Below are 22,923 nucleotides of genomic sequence, written 5' to 3'. Positions count from 1 at the left end.
CCGTGAGTGACACGCTCGACATGACGATGATGCACGCCATGCACAACGCCCTGCGGCGGGAAGCGGAGCATCTTGCCAGGGTCACCGCCCGCTTCGACGGCGACCCCCGGAGCACCCTGTGCACCGCCGTCGGCTGGGACCTGCTCAAGAAGTCCCTGCACGTCCACCACACCGCCGAGGATCAGGTGCTGTGGCCCGCATTGCGTCAGGCCCTGGCGAACCGGCCAGAGGACCTGACGCTCCTGGAGGCGTTGGAAGCCGAGCACGCCGCCATCGCCCAGGTCGTCGAGGTGATCGACTTGGCACTGACCGATCCCGAATTCGGGCTGGACAGGCTCGGCGACCTCACCGACTCCTTGGTCACCGGCCTCACCGGACACCTCACGCATGAGGAGGACAAAGCCCTGCCGCTGATCCATGCGGTCGTGTCCCAGGAACAATGGGCGCGCTTCGGAGAGGTTCACGGCCGGCAGATGGGCTCCGAGGCGCACCGGCTCCTGCCCTGGCTCCTGGACGGTGCGAGCGGTCAGACCATCACCACGATGCTGGCCTCCCTACCCGAACCGGCATACCAGGCGTACCGGCACCAATGGCAACCCGCCTACACGAGCCTGGACCGCTGGAGCGCCGCACCATAGCCCGGCCCCACGTAAAAGAGGAGGCTGGGACGTGGGTGTTCTCCCGAACGTGGCCCGAGCCCCGAAGTGGCTCTGTGATAGATCGCGGGCGCACTTCGTAATCATTACGAGTGGGGCGTACCGTGCCGTGGCGTCCGCTCGGGGTCTGATCGCGTGGCTCGTTCTCGGGGACCCTCACCAGGAGAAAGGGGCCACGGAGATACGTCGCGAGTGGGAGCCGGAAGAGCTGATCGTCGCCGGATGACGATTGGAAGCTCGTCGGGAACAAGTCGGCCGCGTCTGCCCGATGGTGCTCACCGATGAGTGCCTGCGCGCGGCGATGCTGTCACACTGCCGGAAACCGAAGGTCGAGCCGCCGGGCCGGACCGAGCGGATCGTACGCAGTTGCCGGGCCCGGTTCGGGCGGGCCTCCTGCCGGCAGGTGACCGGCCGCTTGTCGGCCGGGTCCGCCGCGGCGCTGGGAGGTTGTCCGTCCACAGCGGACGGTGAGTGGAAAGGGGGTACCCACTCCTTTCCACTCTTAACGTATAGCGCACTGGGGGGCTTGCCACAAGACCCGGGGCGTGCCGCAGAATCGTCCACCGAGGCCGAAACCTACGGAAATGGAGATTAGCTAAGTGCGTGTGTTGTTGTTGACGTATGGGTCGCGCGGGGACGTCGAACCGATGGTGGGACTCGCAGTGCGGTTGCGGGCACTGGGCGCGGAGGTGCAGATGTGCGCGCCGCCGGACTTCGCGGAGCTGCTGGACGGTTTCGGCCTTCCGCTGGTGCCGCTCGGCCAGTCGGTGCGCGAGATGACGACCGGGGCGGTGACCGGGACAAAGCCGCTGCCGGCGGCGAGCATGCCCCAGCGCGCGGCCCAGATGGTCGCCGCGACGTACGAATCGGTCGCCGCGGTGGCCGAGGGATGTGACGCGGTGGTGGCGACCGGCTTGATCCCGGCCGCGGCCGCCGCGCGGTCGGTGGCCGAGAAGCTGGGCATCCCCTACGTGTTCGTGGCCTATTTCCCGACCTACCTGCCGTCGCCGCACCACCCACCGCTCGCGTGGACCCGGCCGCTCCCACCGGGGGTGACCGACAACCGGGTGCTGTGGGACCTGAACACCGAGAACATGAACGCGCTGTTCGGCGAGGCGATCAACACCCACCGGGCATCGATCGGCCTGCCCCCGGTGGACAACGTCCGTGACCACGTCTTCACCGACCGCCCGTGGCTGGCTGCGGACCCGATCCTGGGCCCGTGGCTGCAGCCGGCGGACCTCGACGTGGTGCAGACCGGCGCGTGGATCCGGTCGGACGAGCGCCCGCTCCCGGCCGGTTTGGAGGCGTTCCTGGACGCCGGCACACCACCGGTGTACGTGGGCTTCGGCAGCATGCCCATGCGCGACTCGCAGGACGTCGCCCGGGTGGCCATCGAGGCGGTCCGCGTGCAGGGCCGCCGCGTACTCCTCTCTCGCGGCTGGGCCGACCTGGTTCTTACCGGCGACCAGGACGACTGCTTCGTCGTCGGCGAGGTCAACCAGCAGGCACTGTTCGGCCGGGTGGCCGCCGTCGTACACCACGGCGGCGCGGGCACCACGACGACGGCCGCCCGGGCCGGCGCGCCGCAGGTGGTGGTACCCCAGATGGCGGACCAGCCGTACTGGGCCGGCCGGGTGGCCGAGCTGGGCATCGGCGCGGCACACGACGGTCCGACTCCGACCACCGAGTCCCTGTCAGCCGCGCTCAAGACGGCCCTGACCCCCGAGACCCGCGCGCGAGCGAGGGCCGTGGCCGGCACGATCCACACCGACGGGGCGACGGTGGCCGCGACGCTGCTGCTCGATACGGTCAGCGCGGTCAGCCGGGAAAGGCCGCCCGTGTCGGCGTGAACCACGCGGGATCGTCGAGCCAGGACCCCGAAGCCGGGCCAGGACCCCGAACACGGGCCAGGACCCCGAAGCCGGGCCAGGACCCCGAAGCCGGGCCAGGACCCCGAAGCCGAGAACCCGCGAACCCCCGGCGGCCTGAACCGGCAACGGTTACGAGGTCCACGCCAGGCAGAGCGTTGATCGCCATGACCACCAGATTCGTCACACCGGTCCAGACGCCTTGCCACGCGCAACGGTCGCAAGCGACCTCAGATCGGAGCCGATGCCATGAACCCCCTGACCACCAGCGCGTTCGACCTTCCCGACCACCTCTCCCCCAAAGCCGACCCGACACTGATCGCCGGCGACGAGCAACACTTCACGGCCATCGCCGACAGCCTCGAACAATCGATCACCGAACTGTCCGACCGCCTCGATACCGCCCGCAAGGCGCCCGGCGGCATCGGCCGCCAAGCGATGGACCGAGACCTGGAAATCCACCGGCTGACCACGCGGCTGCGCGCCCTGCGCCGCTTCGGCCTGGACCTGTGCCTGGGACACATCATCAGCACAGACCACCCCGAACCCCTCTACATCGGACGACTCGGCCTCACCGACAGCGCGGGCCGCCGGCTGCTGCTCGACTGGCGCTCCCCGGCGGCCGAACCGTTCTTCGGCGCCACCCACGCCAACCCCATGGGGCTGGCCAGCCGCCGCAGATACCGCTGGACCCGCGGCCGCATCAGCGACTACTGGGACGAGGTGTTCACCGCCGACGGATTCGAAGGACACGCCGCGCTCGACGACCAGTCCGCCTTCATCGCCAGCCTGGGCGGCAGCCGCTCGCCCCGGATGCGCGACGTGCTCGCCACCATCCAGGCCGACCAGGACGCCATCATCCGCGCGGGATCTCGCGGCGCTCTGGTCGTCGACGGCGGCCCGGGCACCGGCAAGACCGTCGTCGCCCTGCACCGCTCCGCCTACCTGCTCTACTCCGACCCGCGCCTGGACCACCACCGGGGCGGCGTGCTGTTCGTCGGCCCGCACCAGCCCTACCTGGCCTATGTCGCCGACGTGCTGCCCAGCCTCGGCGAGGAGGGCGTGCAGACCTGCACCCTGCGCGACCTCGTCGCCGAAGGCGCCACAGCGACGATCGAGACCGACCCGCAGGTGGCCGCCTTGAAGGCATCGGCGAAGCTGGTGGAGGCGATCGAGCCGGCCGTCAGGTTCTACGAGAACCCACCCACCACCGGGATGACGATCGCCACCCCCTGGTCCGACATCTGGCTGAGCGCCGAGGACTGGGCCGAGGCCTTCCACGCACCCGACCCCGGCACCGCGCACAACGATGCGCGCGAGCAGATCTGGCAAGAGCTGCTGACGATCCTGATCGACAAGCACGACGACGAGGAGGTCTCGGCCGACCTGCTGCGCAGGGCGCTGCTGCAGGACCGGGAACTGCTCACCACCTTCAACAAGGCGTGGCCACTGATCGACGCGGCCGACCTCGTGGCAGATCTGTGGTCGGTGCCCGCCTACCTGCGGATGTGCGCTCCCTGGCTCAGCCCCGAGGAGGTTCGGGCTCTGCGGCGCGAAAACGCCCAGGCCTGGACGGTGTCGGACCTGCCGCTGCTGGACGCGGCACGCCAACGGCTCGGCGACCCGCAGGCGGCACGGCGCAAGCGCCGCCATGACGCCTCCGTCGCCGCCCAACGCGAGCGGATGGCGCAGGTCGTCGACAACCTGCTCCAAGCCGATGACGACGGCGAAGGTCTGGTGACGATGCTACGCGGACAGGACCTGCAAGATGCCCTGGTCGATGAGAGCACGCTGCCCGGCACCGACCCGGACCTGCTCGCCGGCCCGTTCGCGCACATCGTCGTGGACGAGGCGCAGGAGTTGACCGACGCGCAGTGGCAGATGCTGCTGCTGCGCTGCCCGTCGCGGAGCTTCACCATCGTCGGCGACCGCGCCCAGGCCCGGCACGGCTTCACCGAGTCCTGGCAGCAACGGCTGGAGCGGGTCGGGCTGGAGCGGATCACCCTGGCCGGCCTGAGCGTCAACTACCGGACGCCGGAAGAGATCATGGCAGAGGCCGAGCCGGTCATCCGGGCCGTACTCCCGGACGCCAACGTGCCGACCTCCATCCGCAGCGGCGACGTCCCCGTCGTCCACGGACCCGTTGCGGATCTGGACTCGATCCTCGACACCTGGCTCGCCGCGCATGCCGACGGGATCGCCTGCGTCATCGGCGATCCCACGTTCCGGGCGAGGTCTCGTGTGCGGTCACTGACCCCGGAGCTGGCCAAGGGGCTCGAGTTCGACCTGGTCGTCCTGATCGATCCCGAGGCGTTCGGCGAGGGCATCGAAGGAGCGGTCGACCGCTACGTCGCGATGACCCGAGCGACCCAGCGGCTCGTGATCCTCACCAGCTCCTGACGGCAGCCGGACGAACACCACCGGCATCCGACCGCCTGGACGTCATCGTCCGGCAGCCCGCCGGCGACTACCAGCCCGGCCGGTTCGGACAACGAGGATTCTCCTGTGTGGAAGGAACATCATGAGCTCAGCGCTTGAAACCCTTCGCCGCGACTTCGGCGGCGACATCATCGAACCGGGCGGAGCGGACTACGAATCGGCCGCTCGCTCGGTACTGGCTTCGGGTGACCCGGCCTATGTACTGCGGCCCAAAAGCGTCGGGGACGTGCAAGCGGGCATCGGATTCGCCACCCACGCGGGGCTTTCGCTGTCCGTACGAGGCGGCGGCCACGGCTTTGCGGGCTTCGGCACCAACGACGACGGCGTCGTGATCGACCTCGGCACGCTCGCGAACGTGGAGATCATCGACAAGGAACGCCACCTCGTGCGGATCGGCGGCGGCGCCACCTGGGGCCAGGTCGCGGCCGCCCTGGCCCCGCATGGCCTGGCGATCTCCTCGGGCGACACCAAGGGCGTCGGTGTCGGTGGGCTGACGTTGACCGGCGGCATCGGCTGGAAGGTCAGGAAGTACGGCCTGGCCCTGGACAGCGTGGTCGCCGCGGAGGTGGTCACCGCCAGCGGAGAGCTCGTGCAGGCGAGCGCGAAGGAGAACCCGGAGCTGTTCTGGGCGATTCGCGGTGGCGGCGGCAGTTTCGGGATCGTGACCGCCTTCGAGTTCCTGGCGCACCCGACGACAGACGTCTTCCACGGCAAGATCGCCTTCCCGGCATCGGAGGCGGCCACCGTGCTCCCGGGGTGGGCCGACCACCTCCGCACCGCCGCCGAAGAGCTCACCTCCATCGCGGCCTTCGCCGGCGGGCCCGAAGCGCCGATCGAGATCTACGTCGCCTTTGACGGCGATGACCCGCAGCGCGCGGCGCAGGCGATCGACCCGATCCGCCGGCTCGGCACGGTGATCGACGACGATATCGCGCTGAAACCCTATGCGGACACGCTCGTGGACGGCATGACCCCACCGCCCGGCATCCGGTTCGTCACCCGAAGCGCATTCGTCGATGAGGAATCGGTGGGCGAGGTCCTTCGGATCCTTGCCGGGGTCGGGGCCTTGGAGCGGTCGCCGTTCATCGCCGTTCGCAGCGTCGGCGGTGCGGTCTCCCGCGTCCCCGACGCTGCCACCGCCTACGCGCATCGCCGAGCGGAGTTGATGTTCGTGACCGCCACCGCGGGTCCGAAGCCGGTCGTCGAGGCCGCTCGTCCGGCACTGGAAGCGCTCTGGGGGAGACTCGCACCTCACGTCAACGGCGCCTACGCGAACTTCCTCGATTCTGCCACCGAGGAGGATGTCGCCGCGATCTATCCGGCGGAGACCTACCGGCGGCTCGCGGCGGTCAAGCGCCAGTACGACCCCGGCAACCTGTTCGCCCGCAACCACAACATCCGGCCTCAGGAGGCCTTGCGGGCAGGCGAAGCCGTCTGAGGCGCCCCGGCCGGTTCGGATAACGGCCTTGGGGAACCTCGGTACAGCCGTCGGCGCTTAGATTGATCTTGGATAGCGGGGGACCCCGGCCACCCTGCCGGGGTCCCCCGCTGTGTTGGGGATCGGCGTCGTTCGTCGGAGATCCAGGACAGCGGTCATCTGGCGTTCGTCGGGAGTGAGGCTTCTGGTCAGCGCCTCCGTCTCACTCCCACGATGAGTACGGCGAGCCGCTGGCTCCCGTCGCTGGACGTCAGGCCGACCGGACAGGAGACGATGACGGCCTGGCCGAGGAGGTGCGGGCGGATGAGGAGCAGTTGGAGGAGTTGGCCCAGGCGTGGGCGGCGCGGGAGATCAGCCGTAAGGAGTGGATGGCCGCCCGTGCTCCGATCGATGCGCGGTTGGAGAAGGCGCGCGCACAGTTGGCCCGCATGTCGCGCACGTCGCCGCTGCTGACCTACGACCTGGGCCGTCCTCCGGGGCGCCACTGTCGGCGGGTCGGTGACCGGATCGTGTTCGACAAACGGGTGAAGGTCCTGCAGTTCGGCCGGTTCATTTCTGGCGAGTGCGGTGACACCGGTTGAGGCTCAGACCTCATATTTCGGCGCAACGCCTACCGCGAGGACCGGCCGCCCCCGTTGTCCTCGAACAGTTCCCGGGTACGGCGCAGCAGAGCCTCCCGGGCGTCGTCCGGGGAGAGGACCCGTAGTGGGGTACCCAGGCCGAGGAGGTACTGGGCGAGCTGGTCGGCGTCGTTGGCGCCGATTTCGACGATGGTGGCATCGGGCCCGTCCGGGTGATGGGTGCCGATCGTCGGTGGAACCAGCCGCAGGGCCTGGTCCATGGGGTGCGGGAGCCGGACTCTCCCATAGAGGGGGTACACGACGCTCGCGATGCCTCGGGAGACGAGGAGGACCGGGTCGGGCGGGTCGACGAGTTCGACCGGCTGTCCGGTCGGCTGTACTTGCACTACCCGATCGGCCCGGAACGTCCGCCACTGGTCCCGGGCCACGTCCCGGGCGACGAAATACCAGCGGAGGCCCGTGTGTACCAGGCGGTAGGGGTCGACATCCCGGACACTGGCCTTGCCTGCATGGTCGCGGTACGACAGACGGGTGCGCTCACCACGGCGACAGGCGGCGGCCAGTTCCAGCAGCCCACCGGGGGAGATCTGACGCCCCTCTGGCCTGGGAGTGTGCACGAAGGTGGCGTCCATCTCACCCAGCCGGTCCGCGATCCGAGGCGGCAGGACCTGCCGCAGTTTCAGCAGCGCCGATACTGCTGCCTGGTCGCTGCCGAGGACGCCGCTGAGCGCGGCCTCGCGTAGTGCGACGGCCACGGCGAGCGCCTCCTCGTCGTCGAGGATCAGCGGCGGCACCCGGGTACCGCCGCCGAGGCGGTAACCGCCCCAGGGCCCGGGGTCGGACTCGATGCAGTAGCCGAGTTCCCGCAGCCGGGCAACGTCCCGCCGCACCGTGCGTCCGGTGACCGCCATCCGCTCGGCCAGCTCGCGGCAGGTCCAGGTCGGCCGTGTGGACAGCAGCGAGACCAGTCGCAGCAGGCGGGCGGAAGTGCTGATCACATCCTGCAGTGTTCCTCATGACCAGGACCGGATCTGTCCTGGTCTCGTCCTAATGTCTCTCCCATGAGTACTGGAACCACAACCACACCGGCGATCCGTTTGCTGTCCGTCGACTTCGACTGCCCGGACCCCGTCGAGCTGGCCCGTTTCTACGGCGAGGCTCTTGGCCTGCCCGTCGTCTACTCCAGCGACGACTTCGTCCTGCTCGGCCGAGAGGGTTCACCGGGACTGGGTTTCATCCGGGTTGCCGACTACCGGCGTCCGACCTGGCCGGACCCTTCCCAGGGGAAGCAGGCACACATGGAACTGGGCGTCGACGATCTGGAGGCAGCTCAGGCACGGATGCTGGCCCTGGGCGCTGTGGAGCCCCCGGCCCAACCACATCCCGAGCAGCGGAGGGTCTTGCTGGACCCCGCCGGCCACCCATTCTGCATCTCCACGCAGGGCTGAGTGTCATCGGCCGACGATGGCCACGACCACGCACCCCCGCGGGACGGCGAACTCACCGTTGTCCTCATGGGGTTGTGATGGGCCGTGGGACTTCCCGAGCTGTGAGATCTGTCTGATCAGCTAGGACGGAGCCGAGCGGACCGCGTATTCCCGTTGCTGCTTGGCGCGGTGGCCGTCACTCCGGACCGGCAGGCTGGTGGTGGGGTTCGGCCGGCAGGCTGGTGGTGCCGCTCCGCTGGTGACCGGATACCCGCGCCGCAGGTACGCCTCGAGGTGTCCGCCGAGTGGAGGCCGGTTCCGGGGTGTGCTGGCGTTGCTGTTCGTCCGCTGTCGTCCTGAGGTGATGGACGGGCTGGCGCGGCTCGGCGCGGGCGGATGGAAGGTGGCCATCGTCACCAACGGGACGGCGGACGACCAACTCGGGAAGATTCAGCGGACGGGACCGGCCGAGGCCGTTGACGCCTACGCGCTTTCTGGTACTGAAGGCGTCCGCAAGCCGGATGTCGGCCTGTTCGAGATCGCAGCCCGACGGTGTGGCATGGCCTTGACCGGTAGGGGGTGGATGGTCGGTGACCACCTCGTCAAGGACATCGGCGGGGGACGGGCCGCCGGCCTCCGTACGGTCTGGACCGAGGGACATGGCCGGATCAGGAGCACGAGGCGGACCACGTCGTCACGGACGTGCTCCAGGCGATGGAGAACCTGCACAGCGAGCGCTGATCGAGGGACCACGCCGCAGCTTGCGGAGGAGCGCTGTACAGCAGTGCCGTACAGCAACACCGTCTTACGTGATCACATCCCACCGAACCGCATCTACCGTCTGACCAGGGCGTGAGCCCTCCGACCTGGGCCCTGCCGTTGACTCGTAATGAAGGGGTGCAAGACGACATCAGGACGGTTGTTCCGTCCGGGACGAAGATGAGCAGCTTGACCACGCCTGGCAGCGATACAGCTCACGCTCGGAAGATGATCGTGAGCTGTATTGGGAAAGCCAGGAGTGCTACTCCTCGGTCGTGACCAGACCTGTCTGGCAGGCGCCCCACTCAGATGGGTCACCTAGCTCGACGTCGGTGCCGCCGATGTCGCAGTGGCCAGACGAGCCCCGACACAAGATCTGGGGTGTCTCGGGCAGCCCTCAAGCGGCTGGAGCCTTCGGTGTCAGACGAACCTCGACATCCGCGTCCAGGGCGCGCGCCAGACGTTCCAGAACCGGCAATGTGGGGATGGTCCCGCCTGCCTCGAAGCGAGCCACCGCGGACTGGGTCATGCCGGCCTCCCGGGCCAGGTCGTTCTGGCTCCATCCCCGCCCCTCGCGCATCGTCCGAACCGTTCTGCCCAGCTCGTAGGCAATACGCGCAGCCTCATACGCCTCGGCTGCACCCGGCTCGGCCATCCGGCGATCCCTGAGCTCTCGCCAGCTTCCCTGTTCGCTCATACCGCTTCTTCTTCCTCGTCAACGGTGTGCGCCAACTCGATGCAGCGACGCATGGCCCGCCGAGCCCGATCGATCTCCCGATCGTCGCGTACCCGCGTCTTGTGGAACACGGTCAGGAGCACGATCCGGCGACCGGGCGCGATCCAGTACGTGAGGCGCATCGCGAACTCGTCGAGATGGAACCGGAGCTCGCGCAGCTTGCCGTCCAGCTGCTTGGTGTAGGGCTCCCCCAGCAGAGGCCCCTCTGCCGCAAGGAGATCGACATAAAAGGCCACCCTTGCGAACAGCGCCGAAGGCAGGTCTTCAAGCCACTTGCGAACTTCTGGTTCCAGCTCCACGGTACCCCAGCTCATAGCATCGATGCTATGAGCCGCACCTCTGTCACACCTCGCTTTCGCCCCAACACAATGATGACAACCATCCACCACCGGCAGGAGCACACCGACAAGACCGATCGGGCACATACGGCTTTCGCCCGGAAGATAAGCGTGAGCCGTAGGGGCGAGATCTGCCGCCTACTCCTCGGTGGGAGCCAGGCCCGTCTGGCAGGCGCCCCACTCAGATGGGTCACCTAGCTCGACGTCGGTGCCACCGATGCCGCAGTAGCCGCCCGGATTCTTGAAAAGGTACTGCTGGTGGTAGCACTCTTCTTCCGGCAACAACTCGCCCACGCAGGAAACCGGGCTTCAGAGGCGCCACGCCGACAACCGCCTCCGCTGGTTGTTCGGGAAATCCCAGCCTTCCGCCTTCAACGGAGTTAGGATTTTTCCCGAACGCCGAGGGACTGGAGAGCACCAATGGAGGCGAGGCCACAGCCTCAGAACGAGGTTGAAGTTCTGCGAGCCGGAATGGCTGTGCTAGGTGACCGGCTGCCGGCCGGGTGGGACGTCCAACCACTGAGCCGCGGACTGCCCGATGCTCGCTTCGACGCTCTCTGGAAGGTGACAGCACCGGACGGAACCTCGGTCGTGCTAGTCGTAGAAGCCAAGCGCGTGGTGGAGAGACGTGACACCGCTACGCTGCTCCAGCAGTTGAATGACGCGGCGGACGAGCATCCGGGCAGCCGTGGGGTTGTCGTCTCCCGATACCTGTCGCCGCCCGTGCGTAAGCGGCTCTCGGAAGCTGGCCTGTCCTACATAGACGCGACAGGGAACATCACCCTGAACGTCTCTCAGCCCGGTCTATACGTTGCAGATCGAGGGGCCGACCATGATCCGTGGCGCGGTCCTGGAAGACCGCGCGGAACGTTGAAGGGCGCTCCCGCGGCGAAGATCGTGCGTGCGCTGTTGGACCACGAAAGATCGTGGGCGATCCGTGAGCTGATCAGCGTCGCTGACGTATCTACTGGGTCGACCTACCGGGTGATCGAGTTTCTCGAGAGCGAGAACCTGGCAACACGGACCAGCTCGGGTGCAGTCATAGTTCCCGACTGGGTCGCGCTGCTGAGGCGTTGGAGCGAGGACTACGGGTTCGTACGAAACAGTCGCGTCACACGGTGGATAGCACCGAGAGGCCTACCTAACTTCATGCGGCGGGCGGCTGATAATCCCGCCCAGTACGCCATAACCGGGACCTTGGCCGCAGCCAACTGGGCCCCCTATGCTCCAGCCCGCTCCGCCATGATCTACACGACGGACGCTGAGCACACCGCCCAACTCTGGGATCTTCGCCCTGCTGACGCCGGAGCGAATGTGATGTTGGCCGAGCCGGAAAGCGACGTCGTCTTCACCCGTACCCTTACCGACACTTCCGGTCTCACGATCGCAGCACCACCCCAAGTCGCCGTCGATTTGATGACAGGCCCTGGACGCAGCCCCTCTGAAGCCGAAGAACTCATTGAATGGATGGCGCGACATGAATCCTTCTGGCGTAAGTAGTAGCGACATCCTCGTCCGATCTCGGTCCGCGCTTCTCGATGCATTGGCCGCGTTGGATGCCCATCGTGACGCTGTGATCGTGATCGGAGCACAGGCCGTCTACCTGCACACCGCGGGAAGTCCTGTCGCACTCGCCGAGACGACGAAGGACAGCGATCTCGCACTCGACCCGAGGGTCCTGGAGGACGATCCGCTTCTGGAGCAATCTATGGGCCGCGCGGGGTTCTACCGTGACCCCATTGGCGGACAACCCGGAGCGTGGCTGAACCCCGCGGGCATTCCCGTCGATCTGATGGTGCCCGAGGCTCTTGCAGGAGCAGGTACGAGGAACACGCGGGGAGCCCGCATCCCACCGCATGATCGCCGTGCCACCCGGCGCGCTCGAGGTCTCGAAGCCGCTGTCATCGACAACACGGTCATGGACGTGGCCGCCCTTGACCCGGCCGATGCCCGCGTATATCGAGTCAGAGTCGCCGGGCCCGCAGCCTTGCTGGTTGCCAAGCTCCACAAGATCGCCGAACGGGTTTCGGCCCCCCACCGGCTGAATGACAAGGACGCACACGACACGTACCGCATCCTTATCGACGTCAACACCGCTGAACTGGCCACCACGTTCAGGCTCCTAGCTCGTGACCCCATCAGCAGCGAGGTCACCGAGCAGGCGGTCGAACATCTGGCGGCGCTGTTCGCGGCAGGACCGGACGCGCTCGGCTCAATGATGGCCGGACGCGCGGAAGAGGGAATTGGCGAGCCCGAGACGGTTGCTTTGGCAACGTCTCTGCTGGCTGCTGATCTCGTGCAGGCATTGGAACGTACTTGAGCCCTCCGACAACTCCGCAGAGGGCTCGACCTCGACTTCAAGGCCTGGCCCTCTACGCTGACGAGGTCAGATTCCACCCAAGGGACTGAGCTACTCACCTGCCGACACGATGCCCACGGGGCAGGAGACACCGGTGCCGCCGATCCCGCAGTGGCCGCCGGAGTTCGGGAAGCCGCCGTGGTCTGGATGAGAGATCGCATGGTTGGGTTCCCGTCTCCGGTTTCAGCCGTCGGTGTCTTTCGGGTGGCGGGGCGAGGCATAGACGATCCAGACAGTGCGAGTGGCGTCATCGATGGCATAGCGGACGCGTCCGCCACTGGTGACCTCGAACTCCCATTGCTCCAGGCCCTGGCCGTTATGACGATGAGTCGCGAGGTCACCGCGTAGGCGATGTTGACGCTCGTGATCCGCCCGTGAGCGTGGATCGGCGCGCAGTGCCTCGAAACATCGGCGCGTGTTGCCCAGGGCGTGACGGCACAACTCCTCCCAGCCCTTGACCGCATCACCGGTACCGAACCGGATATCCCATTCGCCATCCGAAGGCGGGACCGTGACCCGGTCACCACGCTTCGGACTCACGCCGAAACCTCTACCGGCCCGAAGTCGCCACTTGTGGCCTTACGAGCCTGGACGTAGTGCGCGGGGTCGGCCTTGATCCGAGCGGTCGCCCGCCAGCCTGCGATGACTTCCTGCGTGGTGACATCGACATCGAGTTCCGCGGCGTCAGAGAGCGCCTCCACCAGTTCGAGGGTGAAGGCACGCAGTTCGGCGGAGGTGAGGTGACGAACCCAGGGGAAGACCTCGGGCATGGCGATGACCAGCGCGCGGGCGGTCGGATCGTGCTTGATGAGGGCGAGGAACAGACGAGATGCCGTAGCCAGTGTCTGCCCGCGCTGATCCTCACGGTCGGCGGCGGTCAGGTAGAAGTCCGGGGCATCGCGGTGGGTGACGCGTACTCGACCCAGGCGCGCGGCGCGTTCGGCGACGGCTCGAGGGTTTCTCGACAGGTCCGAGAAGGTGACGGCGTCGGCGTTGCTGGTGCTCACCCTGCCATCGTAAGTCAGAACACATTCTGAAGTTGGTGAACCGGGAAGGAGCGTCACACGACCGCCCCTCAGCAAGCAGGCCAAACCGAGCGGCCAAACGACTCTCAGTACGAAGAACAGCCATGAATCGTGCAGCAGCCCTTAGAAAGTCGCCCTGAATCAGTTCCCAGCTCGATGAAGGAGCAACGGCGAAGCCACACGAACGGGTACGACTCACCCTCAGGAGGCGGGGGCGAGCTGTACCAGTGAAGTCGGCGTTACTCCTCGGTCGGGACCAGGCCCGTCTGGCAGGCGCCCCACTCAGATGGGTCACCTAGCTTGACGTCGGTGCCACCGATGCCGCAGTAGCCGCCCGGATTCTTGAAAAGATACTGCTGGTGATATTCCTCGGCGAGGAAATAGTCCCTCGCCGGGGCGATCTCGGTGGTGATCTGGCCGTAGCCGGATTCGGCGAGCACCTTTTGGTAGGCGTCACGCGAGGTCAGCGCGGACTTCTCCTGCCCGGGCGAGTGGAAGTAGATCGCCGAGCGGTACTGCGTGCCGACATCGTTGCCCTGGCGCATGCCCTGGGTGGGGTTGTGAGCCTCCCAGAAGACGCGCAGCAGTTCCTCGTAGGAAACCCGGGACGGGTCGAAGACCACGCGGACGACCTCGGTGTGGCCGGTCTGGCCGGTGCAGACCTCTTCGTAGGTCGGGTTCTCGGTGTAGCCGCCGGCGTAGCCGACCGAGGTGGACACCACTCCCGGGGTCTGCCAGAACTTGCGCTCGGCTCCCCAGAAACAGCCGAGGCCGAAATCGGCGATCTCGGTGCCCTCCGGGTACGGCGGAGCCAGCGGAGCGTCGAGGACCGCATGCCGTGCGGGCACCGCCATGCGGGTGGCGCGACCCGGAAGCGCGTTCTCCGGGGACACCATGGAAGTCTTGTCCTTGCCGAACAGCCAGCCCATTGCGAACCTCCTTCTGAACCTTCTGACAGAGGCAACCGCCGGGGGCGTCCCGGTGTTCCCGTAAGAGACTCTTAACGATTGGACAAGTATTACTAATTTGTATTAAATTTCATAAGCAGACAAAATAGGTGACATGCCTGAATCGCGCCGCGGAGTCCTGTACGGGATCGCTGCTTACACCATGTGGGGTCTGTTCCCGCTGTACTGGCCGCTCCTGAAGCCCTCCGGCGCCCTGGAGATCCTGGCCCACCGCGTCGCGTGGTCCCTCGTCGCCGTCGTCGCCATCCTGGCGGTGCGGCGCCACTGGTCCTGGGTCCGAGAGCTTCTTCGCACTCCCCGGAAGGTCGGACTCCTCGCCCTGGCCGCCGCGATCATCACGGTCAACTGGGGCGTCTACATCTACGCCGTCAACACCGGGCACGTGGTCGAGAGCGCGCTCGGATACTTCATCAACCCTCTGGTCAGCGTGCTTTTCGGCGTCTTCCTCCTCAAGGAGCGCCTGCGGCCGTGGCAGTGGGGCGCGGTCGGGCTGGGCACCCTGGCCGTCGTCGTCCTCACTCTCGACTACGGCCGGCTGCCGTGGATCGCGCTGGTCCTGGCCGTCAGCTTCGGCACCTACGGCCTGGTCAAGAAGATCGCGCAGGTCGGCGCCGCGGAGAGCATGACCATCGAGACGCTGGTGCTCCTGCTGCCCGCCCTCGGTTATCTGGTCTACCTGCAGGGCCAGGGAGGCGGCACCTTCGGGAGCCTGGGAACGGGACACACCCTCCTGCTGGCGGGAGGTGGCGTGATCACGGCGGTTCCGCTGCTCTGCTTCACCTCCGCCGCGATCCGGGTGCCGCTCACCACGATCGGCCTGCTCCAGTACATCGCCCCGGTGCTGCAGTTCCTCGTCGGCGTGTTCGTCGTCCACGAGGTCATGCCGCCCAGCCGTTGGGTCGGGTTCGCCATCGTGTGGCTGGCCCTGTCCCTGTTCACCTGGGACAGTCTCCGTGCCGCCCGCGAGGCTCGCCGTACCGTGGTGGAGGCGGCGAGCGCGCGGATGGCCGATTCCAGGGCGTAGTAGCGCAGGCCGGCCGCCAGGCCGTGCGCTGTTCACGGACGCGGCGGGCGGACTTGCGCTGTTCACGGGCGCACGGCGAACGAACCGCGTGCTGTTCACGGGCGCACGGCGGGCGGACCGGGGTGGTGCGGGGGCGATGACCGGGCCCGGCTACGGTGTGCCTGGTGCAGGCAGTCATCGCGGCGTTCACCCCGATCTGGCTCATCGGCGCCCTCGGCTGGCTGACCGCCCGTCTCAGGCCGGCGAGCGAGCAGCTCCGGCGGGCGCTCACGGAGTTCGCGTTCACCATGGCGATGCCCGCCGTGCTGTTCACCACGCTCAGCCGTACCCCGCTCAGCCAGATCCAGCCGCGCCCGCTGCTCGCCTTCGCGGTCAGCACCTTCGTCGTCGGCCTGTCGGCACTCGCGCTGCTCGGCGGCAAACTGCCCGATCGGGTGATCGGCGCGATGTCGGCCGCCTACGTCAACTCCGGCAACCTTGGCATTCCCATCGGCCTGTACGTCCTGCACGACGCGACGTTCGTGGTGTCGGTCCTGGTCTTCCAGGTCCTGGTGGTCTCTCCACTGATCTTCCTTGGCCTCGGCGCCGAGCGCTCGTCCATTCTGGCCCCGCTGCGGACGCCGATCGTGGCGGCCTCGGTCCTCGGCCTGGGCGCGTCCGCCCTCGGCTGGCAGCTGCCCGAGCCGGTGATGCGCCCGCTGGAGATCCTCGGTGGCGCCGCGGTGCCGCTGGCGCTCTTCTCGCTGGGCATGTCCCTGTACGGCTCGGCCGTCGCCTGGCGTGGAGCCGGCCCGGTGGTGGCGCTCAAGCTGCTGGCCCAGCCGTTGGTGGCGTTCCTGGCCGGCCGCTTCCTCTTCCATCTCGACGGTCACGCGCTCTTCGCGGCCGTGCTGTTCGCCGGGCTTCCCACGGCGCAGAACACCTACGTCTACGCCGCCGAGTACGGGCGTCCCACCGATCTGCCCCGCGACGCCATCCTGGTCTCCAGCTTCCTGTCCCTGGTCACCCTCTCCGTCATCGCCCTGCTGGGAGCGGGATGACCGGTCGCGGCGGCGACCCGGGGTCGCCGCCGCACGGTGTGTCCTGCGCGGCTACACCGAGCCCGCGTCCACCACTTCCTCGGTCGCGCGGAACGGCACGGCGGTCACAGGGCGCGGGCTCCGGCAGCAGAGCAGGTAGTACAGGCCGCCGGCGACCAGACCACCGGAGAGCCAGGAGAAGTCGGTGTTGCCGAGCAGGCGGGCGATCGGGCCTTGCATGGCGGGTACGAGCCCGAACTGCCAGGACCATCCGGCGAGTACGCCCAGGGCGAGGCTGACCAGCGCGCGGGTGTTGACACGTCCGTAGGGGGAGGTCGCGGTGTCGTCGTAGAGGGCGGCGACGTCGGGCGCGCCCCGGTGTTTGACGAAGAAGTCGATGAGCATGATCCCTCCCCAGGGGCTGATCCACACGAGGATGGAGGCCATCCAGTTGTCGAACGCGTGGGCGAAGCTGCCTGCCTGGATGAAGACGACGAGCACGACGGAGGCGATGACGCCGGCGATCAGGGTGAGCTTCCACCGGGCGACGCCGATGCCGACGGTCAGGGCGGCCAGCGAGCACGAGTAGAGATTGAGGATGTTGGTGGCCACGGGCCCGTGCATGAGCAGGAGCAGCACCGGCAGCGCCAGCGCGCCGAACGCCTGGATCACCAGGCCCGACGGGTCTCCGCTGTCGCCGGCGCTGGCCAGCGCGGCTCCCAGCGCGGCCAGCCACACGGTCGGGACGTACGTCCCGAGGGCGGTGGCCCAGAAAACCGACCTGCCCGACGACCGCGGGCGTACGAACCTGCTGTAGTCCGCCGAGTACGGCAGCCAGGACACTCCCCAGCCGATGCCGATCGCGGTGAGCAGCTGGGTGACGGCTGTGATCTTGTCTCCGGGACCGGTCGCGCTCGCACGCGTCCAGTCCACGTCCGCGTGGGCGAGCGCGACCACGGTCATGACCAGCATGACCACCACGGTCACCGGCACCGTGTATTTTTCGAAGGTGCGGATGGCGCGGAATCCGTAGACGGCCAGGCCGAGTTGGAGCGCCATGATGGCACCCGCCACGAGGTATTTCAGCCCCATGCCTCCCTGCACCCCCATCCGGGTGAGGACCGCGAGCACCAGGTCCAGCACCACCCAGGTGTTGACGCCGACCCAGCCCATGGCGAGCAGTCCCTGGATCACGCCGGGCACCGCGGCGCCCCGGCGCCCGAAGGCCGCCCGGGCGAGCAGCATCTGGTTGACGCCGGTACGGTGTCCCATCACGTTGAACAGGCCGAAGACGGCGCAGCCGACGAGGTTGCCCAGGAAGATGACGAGCAGGGTCTCCACGAGGCTCAGCCCCAGCGTGACGCCGAGGGCGCCGAGTACCCAGTTGATGGGCGCGATGTTGGCGCCCGCCCAGATCCAGAACTGTTCCCAAGGGGTGGAGTCCCGGGATGCGGCGGGGACGGGGGCGATTCCGTGGGCGTCGAATGCCGTGTCCGCCGTTCCGGCGGGATTCGGTTGAATGTCCTGCATCGTGATCTCCGGTGGAGTCGAGGCGTTGAGCCTGTGATCCACCTCACTCAAGCATCGCCGCACCGGAAAGGCCTATGGATGAAGCTCTAGTGAATTCCTTGGGGCATTGGATATTCTGACATCATGTTCACCTTGAGGTCCCTCTCAGCCGACAGCTCGCTGGAGCTGCACGTGCTCGTCGAGGGGGACGGCGAGGCGCTCGACGCCGAGGCCCTGTGGGTTCACAACACCGAGCTGCCCGATCCCTCACCATATGTACGCGACAGAGAGCTCGTGCTCACCAACGGCCTGTGGCTGGAGACGGAGTCGGCCGCGGAGTTCGTCGCGAACGTCGTCCGCGCCGGAGCCGTGGGCATCGTCTTCGGACTACGCGAGGCGATGCCCGCCACACCGGCCGAGCTCGTCCACGCCTGCCGGCAGGCCGGGATGCCGCTGGCGGAGCTGTCGGTCGACGTGCCCTTCACCGCCGTGTCGCGGGCCGCCGCCGCGGCGGTGGCCGAGCAGCGGCAGCAGGCGCTGGTGACCATGGTGCGACGGGGAAACGCGCTGGCGGACGCGATCTCGCAGGGGGCGGGGGCCTCGGGCGTGCTCCGCGTGCTCAGACGCGACCACGATCTGCCGCTCGTCGTCGTCGATCGCATGGGACGGCTGCTGGCGACCGCGGGGGCCGAGCTGGGCGAGGACGGGTCACAGGTCGTCGCGGAGGGACTGGCGCGCCGGCCGCCGCCGCTGGAGCTGAACCTCGGTGAGGCCGGTACGGCGACGCTGTTCCTCGTCGGGGCGCTCGGTGAGGCCGACGCGGGCCTGGTGTGCCTGCTTCCGGCGCGCGCGCTGAGCAGGACCGAGCACGACGCGCTCGCCCAGGCCGCCCATTTCCTCAGCCTGGAGGTGGCCAGGCGGCAGGCGGTGCAGGCGATCGAGATGCGCTTCGCCACCGAGCTCCTGGAAATGATCCTGTCCGGCAGTTCGCGCGCGGCCGAGGTGCCGGCGCGCCTGGAGGCGTTCGGCATCGACCCGTCAGGCCCGCTGGCGGTGTCGGCTCTGGCCTTCGCCGGTGACGAGGTCGCGACGCTGCCTGGCCTGGCCGAGGCCGTCGTCGAGTTCTTCACCGCCGATGCCATGCAGGTCGTCGTGGCCGGCGGCAGTCAGGACGTGGTCGCCGTGTATCCGTGGCGGCACTCCGAGACCAAGCTGCCGGAGATGGCGGAGCGGCTGACGGCCTCGCTGTCTCGCCGGTTCGACGGGCGCCGGGTCGTCGCCGGCCTCGGTGGCATCGCGAGCGGGTGGGCGATGCTGCGCCCTCCGCTGACGGAGTCCCGGGAGGCGTGCCGGGTGCTCCGCCGCGCCGCGGGCCGGGGCGTCGCCCGCTTCGCCGAACTCGGCACCTACCGCCTGCTGCTCGGGACGCAGGACGACGACGCGCTGCGGCGGCTCGCCGCCGGCGTCCTCGACCCGCTGCGCGCCCACGACCGCGGCCACGGCGGCCAGTTGGAGGCGACCCTGCGGGCGTTCCTCGACCACCATGGCCACTGGGCGGCGACGGCCACCGCCCTGTACATCCACGTCAACACCCTGCGCAACAGGCTGGCCCGCGTCACCGAACTGACCGGGCGGGACGTCGGCACGACAGAGGGCAGAGTCGATCTCTTCCTGGCGCTGCAGGCCGACCGCGGGATGTGATCGACCGTCTCCGGGGACGGGCTGTTCGAGACGAGCTATTCGATCGGATAGACGTTCGCGTCGACCGAGAGGGGGCGCGTCTCGCGCGGGCTGAGCGCGGCGTCCTGCCCCGCTCGCACCGCCAGGTCCCGGCAGCGGAGGAACTCGACGTCTCCGCACTCCAGGGCGTACTCGACCAGCCGGCGCAGGGCCATCGCACGAGCCGGCCGCCCGGACAGGAACGGATGGCTGGTGAGGTTGAACAGGCAGCCGTAGTGGCGCATCGCGTCGAGCTCTCCGCGCCACATGCGTTCCACCTTCTCCGGTTCCTCGATCATCCAGCCGATGTGCGGCTGGGGGAGGAACGCGTACTGCTCCCAGTCGTCGAGCGACCAGTGCACGGGAAGCTCGACGAGCTCCCCGGAGCGGGTGGAGAGCCGGTAGGGCCGGTCATCCGCCATGAGGGAGGAGTCGTACAGCAGGCCGTGCTCGGCGACGAGTTCGGCCGTGAACCAGGTGGCCTCCCACATCGCCGCCCGGTGCCCGGAGATCTCCACCCCCTGGCGGGCGAAGACCTCCAGGGCCCGTTCGAAGTCGGCCCGCTCCTCCCCTTTGCTCATCGAGGTCGGAGCGCGGTGGCTGTAGGAGTGGTGAGCCACCTCGTGGCCGCGCTCGACGATGCCCGCCGCCAGGCCGGGCCGTTGCTCGGCCACCCATCCGGGGACGAAGAACGTCGCCGGCACCCCGAGCTCGTCCAGCATGTCGAGCAGCCGTGGGACGCCCACCTCCGGGCCGTACGCCTGGTGGGACATCGTCATGGCGTGCCGCGCGTAGCGCCTGCCATGGGCGAGGATCGGCGTCTCGGCGTCGACGTCGAACGTCAGTGTGGCGACGGCGGCGGCTCGGCCGCGCCAGGTGTCGGTCATGGGCGGTTCTCCTCAGGACGGTGAGCGTGACGGCCGGCCGTGCCGTATGCCGTGAACGGTGAACACGGCGATCGACCGTACCGCCTGTCAGGCGGACGCCGCCACGGTCGACTCCGCCGTCCGGCGGGACTCGGCCCACTGCCGGGCGTTGCGCAGGTGGACCATGGGGTGGAGCATCGCGTGGTCGAAGGCCTCCAGGTCGGTGCCGGCGGCCAGCCGCTTCGGAAGGTCGGGGTTGGCCAGCGCTCCGCGGGCGATCGAGAGCAGGTCGGCGTGGCCTTCGGCGATGACGCGGGCGCCCTGGCCGGTGTGGTGCATGTTGCCGTTGGCGATCACCGGCAGGCCGCTGACCTCGCGGGCCAGCGCGGTGATGGTCTGCCCGCCGTCGAGGCGCGCGGTCTCGACCCAGTCGCGTCCCTCACTGGCCACGTGGAGGTAGGTGGCCCCGGCCTCGGCCAGCCGCGCGAAGATCAGCTTCGCCTCCTCGGCCCCGCCGGGCCAGCGGTACTCGAAGTCGTTCACCTTGGTCTGCGACAGGCGGACGCCCACGCAGAAATCCGGTCCGACGGCGGCCCTCACCGCGGTGGTCACCTCGGCGGTCAGGCGGACCCGGCCCGCCACGGAACCCCCGTACCCGTCGGTGCGCCGGTTGGTGTAGTCGGTGAGGAACTGGTCGAGCAGGTATCCGTTGGCGCCGTGGATCTCCACGCCGTCGAACCCGGCCGCCTGCGCGTTCTTCGCGGCCGCGACGAAGCCCGCCACGGCTTCGGCGATGTCCTCCTGCGTCATCTCCTTCGGGACGGGCCACGGGCCCCTGCCGCCGTACTCGGGCATCTGCACTCCGCGCGGCCGGATCGCCGACGGGCCGGCGGTGTTCGACCGGTAGTGGCTTCCCTGCGTCAGGGCTCCGGCGTGCATGAGCTGGGCGACCATCCTGGCGCCCGCCGCGTGCACCGCGCCGGTGACGGCCCGCCACCCTTCCACGTGCGCCTCGGACACCAGACCCGGCTGGTTGAGATAGCCCTGGCTGAAAACGGTGTCGGTGTAGGTGCCTTCGGTGATGACCAGGCCGAACCCACCGTGTGCGAATCCGGCGTAGTAGTCGGCCATCTCGGGCGTCGGAATGCCGTTCGGCGTGGCCGATACCCGGGTCATGGGTGCCACGGCGAGGCGGTTGGCGAGCTGCAAGCCGCCCAGATGGAAGGGTGCGAGCGCCGGATGGGCGTAGGAGTCGGGAGTGTGCGAACGGTTCATGACAGAGACTGCTTTCCGGATCGGTGGGTCGCCCCCTGAGGGGCCGGGTCTTCGGCTTCGAGGACGTCGATCGCCAGCGAGGTGGGCACTCCGCCGTTGATCACGGCGATGTCCTGCGGGCAGGAGGAGACGACGACGACGCAGTCCATCTCCGCCCGGAAGGTGATGCTGTCGCCCGCGCCGGTGGCGGCGGGCAGCCAGCTGAGGTCGTCGTGCTCATCGACGGGGATGCGCATGAAGATGTTGATGGGCTGGGGCACGACCGGGGGGGCCGGGGTGAAGGGGGCCAGCGCCAGGCGGAGATTGTCCGCGCACGAGGCGTGCCATCCGGCGACGCCGAGTGAGGCGTACCGCTCCGGGTCACACGCGGCGATGAGCATGTCGTGCCGTCCGACGGAGGTGTCCTCGACCAGCGTCAGGACGGGACGGCGCCGGTTGGTGAAGAACTGCTCCCCCACCTTCGGGAAGAGGCGATCGATCTGGGCCCGGGTGTGCGAGGCGCTGTGGTGTTCGGAAAGGTCGTCGCGGGCGAACACGAACACGTCGCCCACCTGGCCGCCTTCCAGGTCCACCACGCGCACGCGCTGCCCGGATGACACGAGGACGGCACGCCCTTCGCGGGCGGGGACGACGGTTCGCTGAAGAGTCGGACTGACTGCCATGACTCGATCAAAACAGCTTCTCCGCCGACCGGTCTATGGAGGAAAATCCTGCTTTTCTGGATTTAGCTGTATGAATCTCTACTTTAACGGCGTACCGGTACCGCGCCGATCGAACGGCGCGGGGAAATCCCGGTGCCACCGAGGTCTTCCGACGCATGGCCTGGCGAGCGGGATTCCCTCGGTCATGTCGGTGGCCACCGTCACCGCGGTGGCGGTGGCGGTGGCGGCTGGAGGGGTTCGACGGCGGACAGG

Annotated in this window: 23 protein-coding genes; 12 read left to right on the top strand and 11 right to left on the bottom strand. The window is 68.4% G+C overall.

From position 1 onward, the window contains the following. Positions 1 to 2: 2 nt before the first annotated feature. The 5 genes from ACQPYK_RS03535 (at position 3) to ACQPYK_RS03515 (ending at position 6,985) form a co-directional block, all read left to right on the top strand. Positions 3 to 638, top strand: a complete 636-nt coding sequence (locus ACQPYK_RS03535) for a hemerythrin domain-containing protein (RefSeq protein WP_433250069.1) — start codon at positions 3 to 5, stop codon at positions 636 to 638. A 617-nt stretch (positions 639 to 1,255) separates the two neighbouring features. Beyond that, positions 1,256 to 2,509: a glycosyltransferase gene (locus tag ACQPYK_RS03530; protein WP_433250066.1), complete on the top strand. Its 1,254-nt coding sequence runs from the start codon at positions 1,256 to 1,258 to the stop codon at positions 2,507 to 2,509. 267 nt (positions 2,510 to 2,776) lie between these two features. Then, the gene (helR, locus tag ACQPYK_RS03525; protein WP_433250063.1) at positions 2,777 to 4,927 is read left to right on the top strand and encodes an RNA polymerase recycling motor ATPase HelR; all 2,151 of its coding nucleotides are present in this window, start codon (positions 2,777 to 2,779) and stop codon (positions 4,925 to 4,927) included. A gap of 121 nt (positions 4,928 to 5,048) precedes the next feature. Then, entirely contained in the window at positions 5,049 to 6,404 is a 1,356-nt protein-coding gene (locus tag ACQPYK_RS03520) for an FAD-binding oxidoreductase (RefSeq protein WP_433250060.1), read from the top strand. A gap of 293 nt (positions 6,405 to 6,697) precedes the next feature. Further along, positions 6,698 to 6,985: a hypothetical protein gene (locus tag ACQPYK_RS03515; protein WP_433250057.1), complete on the top strand. Its 288-nt coding sequence runs from the start codon at positions 6,698 to 6,700 to the stop codon at positions 6,983 to 6,985. Positions 6,986 to 7,014: 29 nt separating this feature from the next. Here ACQPYK_RS03515 and ACQPYK_RS03510 read toward each other — a convergent pair whose 3' ends face one another. Continuing rightward, positions 7,015 to 7,983 carry a helix-turn-helix transcriptional regulator gene (locus tag ACQPYK_RS03510; protein WP_433250054.1) on the bottom strand — a complete coding sequence of 323 codons (969 nt, stop codon included), beginning with the start codon at positions 7,981 to 7,983 and terminating at the stop codon, positions 7,015 to 7,017. Positions 7,984 to 8,046: 63 nt separating this feature from the next. On the opposite strand from ACQPYK_RS03510, the gene ACQPYK_RS03505 reads away from it, so the two are divergent. After that, positions 8,047 to 8,433, top strand: a complete 387-nt coding sequence (locus ACQPYK_RS03505; RefSeq protein WP_433250051.1) for a VOC family protein — start codon at positions 8,047 to 8,049, stop codon at positions 8,431 to 8,433. Positions 8,434 to 8,776: 343 nt separating this feature from the next. Continuing rightward, on the top strand, positions 8,777 to 9,268 hold the full coding sequence (locus ACQPYK_RS03500) for an HAD family hydrolase (protein ID WP_433258693.1): 492 nt from the start codon (positions 8,777 to 8,779) through the stop codon (positions 9,266 to 9,268). A gap of 300 nt (positions 9,269 to 9,568) precedes the next feature. Here ACQPYK_RS03500 and ACQPYK_RS03495 read toward each other — a convergent pair whose 3' ends face one another. The 3 genes from ACQPYK_RS03495 to ACQPYK_RS03485 form a co-directional block, all read right to left on the bottom strand. Continuing rightward, entirely contained in the window at positions 9,569 to 9,868 is a 300-nt protein-coding gene (locus ACQPYK_RS03495) for a helix-turn-helix domain-containing protein (RefSeq protein WP_433250048.1), read from the bottom strand. Beyond that, a complete protein-coding gene (locus ACQPYK_RS03490; RefSeq protein WP_433250045.1) occupies positions 9,865 to 10,221 on the bottom strand; it encodes a type II toxin-antitoxin system RelE/ParE family toxin in 357 nt (118 codons plus the stop codon). Before ACQPYK_RS03490 ends, ACQPYK_RS03495 begins: the two co-directional genes overlap by 4 nt. Positions 10,222 to 10,383: 162 nt before the next feature. Next, a complete protein-coding gene (locus tag ACQPYK_RS03485) occupies positions 10,384 to 10,539 on the bottom strand; it encodes a hypothetical protein (RefSeq protein ID WP_433250042.1) in 156 nt (51 codons plus the stop codon). Positions 10,540 to 10,809: 270 nt separating this feature from the next. On the opposite strand from ACQPYK_RS03485, the gene ACQPYK_RS03480 reads away from it, so the two are divergent. Together ACQPYK_RS03480 and ACQPYK_RS03475 are read left to right on the top strand one after the other, a co-directional pair. Continuing rightward, positions 10,810 to 11,745, top strand: coding sequence for a type IV toxin-antitoxin system AbiEi family antitoxin (locus tag ACQPYK_RS03480; protein ID WP_433250039.1), 936 nt, complete (start codon positions 10,810 to 10,812; stop codon positions 11,743 to 11,745). 73 nt (positions 11,746 to 11,818) lie between these two features. Further along, a complete protein-coding gene (locus ACQPYK_RS03475; RefSeq protein WP_433250036.1) occupies positions 11,819 to 12,565 on the top strand; it encodes a hypothetical protein in 747 nt (248 codons plus the stop codon). 222 nt (positions 12,566 to 12,787) lie between these two features. On the opposite strand, the gene ACQPYK_RS03470 is transcribed toward ACQPYK_RS03475, so the two are convergent. From ACQPYK_RS03470 to msrA, 3 genes are all read right to left on the bottom strand, one after another. After that, positions 12,788 to 13,144 carry a hypothetical protein gene (locus tag ACQPYK_RS03470; protein ID WP_433250033.1) on the bottom strand — a complete coding sequence of 119 codons (357 nt, stop codon included), beginning with the start codon at positions 13,142 to 13,144 and terminating at the stop codon, positions 12,788 to 12,790. Beyond that, positions 13,141 to 13,611, bottom strand: a complete 471-nt coding sequence (locus ACQPYK_RS03465) for a hypothetical protein (protein WP_433250030.1) — start codon at positions 13,609 to 13,611, stop codon at positions 13,141 to 13,143. The genes ACQPYK_RS03470 and ACQPYK_RS03465 overlap by 4 nt, the downstream gene beginning before the upstream one ends. Before the next feature lie 257 nt (positions 13,612 to 13,868). Beyond that, positions 13,869 to 14,558 (bottom strand): peptide-methionine (S)-S-oxide reductase MsrA, encoded by a 690-nt coding sequence (gene msrA / locus ACQPYK_RS03460; protein WP_433250027.1) that lies wholly within the window; start codon positions 14,556 to 14,558, stop codon positions 13,869 to 13,871. Positions 14,559 to 14,691: 133 nt separating this feature from the next. Here msrA and rarD point away from each other — a divergent pair, with 133 nt between their 5' ends. Continuing rightward, positions 14,692 to 15,621 carry an EamA family transporter RarD gene (rarD, locus tag ACQPYK_RS03455; RefSeq protein WP_433250024.1) on the top strand — a complete coding sequence of 310 codons (930 nt, stop codon included), beginning with the start codon at positions 14,692 to 14,694 and terminating at the stop codon, positions 15,619 to 15,621. Positions 15,622 to 15,785: 164 nt separating this feature from the next. Next, complete coding sequence (locus tag ACQPYK_RS03450; protein WP_433250021.1) at positions 15,786 to 16,661, top strand: AEC family transporter; 876 nt, start codon at positions 15,786 to 15,788, stop codon at positions 16,659 to 16,661. Positions 16,662 to 16,712: 51 nt separating this feature from the next. On the opposite strand, the gene ACQPYK_RS03445 is transcribed toward ACQPYK_RS03450, so the two are convergent. Next, on the bottom strand, positions 16,713 to 18,212 hold the full coding sequence (locus tag ACQPYK_RS03445; RefSeq protein ID WP_433250018.1) for a purine-cytosine permease family protein: 1,500 nt from the start codon (positions 18,210 to 18,212) through the stop codon (positions 16,713 to 16,715). A gap of 81 nt (positions 18,213 to 18,293) precedes the next feature. On the opposite strand from ACQPYK_RS03445, the gene ACQPYK_RS03440 reads away from it, so the two are divergent. After that, complete coding sequence (locus ACQPYK_RS03440) at positions 18,294 to 19,850, top strand: helix-turn-helix domain-containing protein (RefSeq protein ID WP_433250015.1); 1,557 nt, start codon at positions 18,294 to 18,296, stop codon at positions 19,848 to 19,850. 35 nt (positions 19,851 to 19,885) lie between these two features. Here the strand turns inward: ACQPYK_RS03440 and ACQPYK_RS03435 are convergent, their stop codons facing one another. The 3 genes from ACQPYK_RS03435 to ACQPYK_RS03425 all read right to left on the bottom strand — a co-directional run bounded on the left by ACQPYK_RS03435 (position 19,886) and on the right by ACQPYK_RS03425 (position 22,671). Continuing rightward, a complete protein-coding gene (locus ACQPYK_RS03435; RefSeq protein WP_433250012.1) occupies positions 19,886 to 20,755 on the bottom strand; it encodes a polysaccharide deacetylase family protein in 870 nt (289 codons plus the stop codon). Between the two features lie 87 nt (positions 20,756 to 20,842). Beyond that, positions 20,843 to 22,009, bottom strand: a complete 1,167-nt coding sequence (locus ACQPYK_RS03430; RefSeq protein ID WP_433250009.1) for a tRNA-dihydrouridine synthase — start codon at positions 22,007 to 22,009, stop codon at positions 20,843 to 20,845. Further along, positions 22,006 to 22,671 carry a DUF1989 domain-containing protein gene (locus ACQPYK_RS03425; protein WP_433250006.1) on the bottom strand — a complete coding sequence of 222 codons (666 nt, stop codon included), beginning with the start codon at positions 22,669 to 22,671 and terminating at the stop codon, positions 22,006 to 22,008. Before ACQPYK_RS03425 ends, ACQPYK_RS03430 begins: the two co-directional genes overlap by 4 nt. Between the last annotated feature and the right edge of the window lie 252 nt (positions 22,672 to 22,923).

It is taken from the genome of Streptosporangium sp. CA-135522 (assembly GCF_050949235.1).
Classification (GTDB): Bacteria; Actinomycetota; Actinomycetes; order Streptosporangiales; family Streptosporangiaceae; genus Streptosporangium.
Note: the sequence above shows the minus strand (reverse complement) of the source record. Positions and strands in the feature narration are given on the sequence as shown.

Excerpts from the sequence above, each read along its gene's own strand:
- helR (WP_433250063.1), top strand. The coding sequence starts at position 2,777 with ATGAACCCCCTGACCACCAGCGCGTTCGACCTTCCCGACCACCTCTCC.
- ACQPYK_RS03495 (WP_433250048.1), bottom strand. The coding sequence starts at position 9,868 with ATGAGCGAACAGGGAAGCTGGCGAGAGCTCAGGGATCGCCGGATGGCC.
- ACQPYK_RS03505 (WP_433250051.1), top strand. The coding sequence starts at position 8,047 with ATGAGTACTGGAACCACAACCACACCGGCGATCCGTTTGCTGTCCGTC.
- ACQPYK_RS03520 (WP_433250060.1), top strand. The coding sequence starts at position 5,049 with ATGAGCTCAGCGCTTGAAACCCTTCGCCGCGACTTCGGCGGCGACATC.
- ACQPYK_RS03490 (WP_433250045.1), bottom strand. The coding sequence starts at position 10,221 with ATGAGCTGGGGTACCGTGGAGCTGGAACCAGAAGTTCGCAAGTGGCTT.
- ACQPYK_RS03435 (WP_433250012.1), bottom strand. The coding sequence starts at position 20,755 with ATGACCGACACCTGGCGCGGCCGAGCCGCCGCCGTCGCCACACTGACG.
- ACQPYK_RS03500 (WP_433258693.1), top strand. The coding sequence starts at position 8,777 with ATGGACGGGCTGGCGCGGCTCGGCGCGGGCGGATGGAAGGTGGCCATC.
- rarD (WP_433250024.1), top strand. The coding sequence starts at position 14,692 with ATGCCTGAATCGCGCCGCGGAGTCCTGTACGGGATCGCTGCTTACACC.
- msrA (WP_433250027.1), bottom strand. The coding sequence starts at position 14,558 with ATGGGCTGGCTGTTCGGCAAGGACAAGACTTCCATGGTGTCCCCGGAG.
- ACQPYK_RS03430 (WP_433250009.1), bottom strand. The coding sequence starts at position 22,009 with ATGAACCGTTCGCACACTCCCGACTCCTACGCCCATCCGGCGCTCGCA.
- ACQPYK_RS03425 (WP_433250006.1), bottom strand. The coding sequence starts at position 22,671 with ATGGCAGTCAGTCCGACTCTTCAGCGAACCGTCGTCCCCGCCCGCGAA.
- ACQPYK_RS03440 (WP_433250015.1), top strand. The coding sequence starts at position 18,294 with ATGTTCACCTTGAGGTCCCTCTCAGCCGACAGCTCGCTGGAGCTGCAC.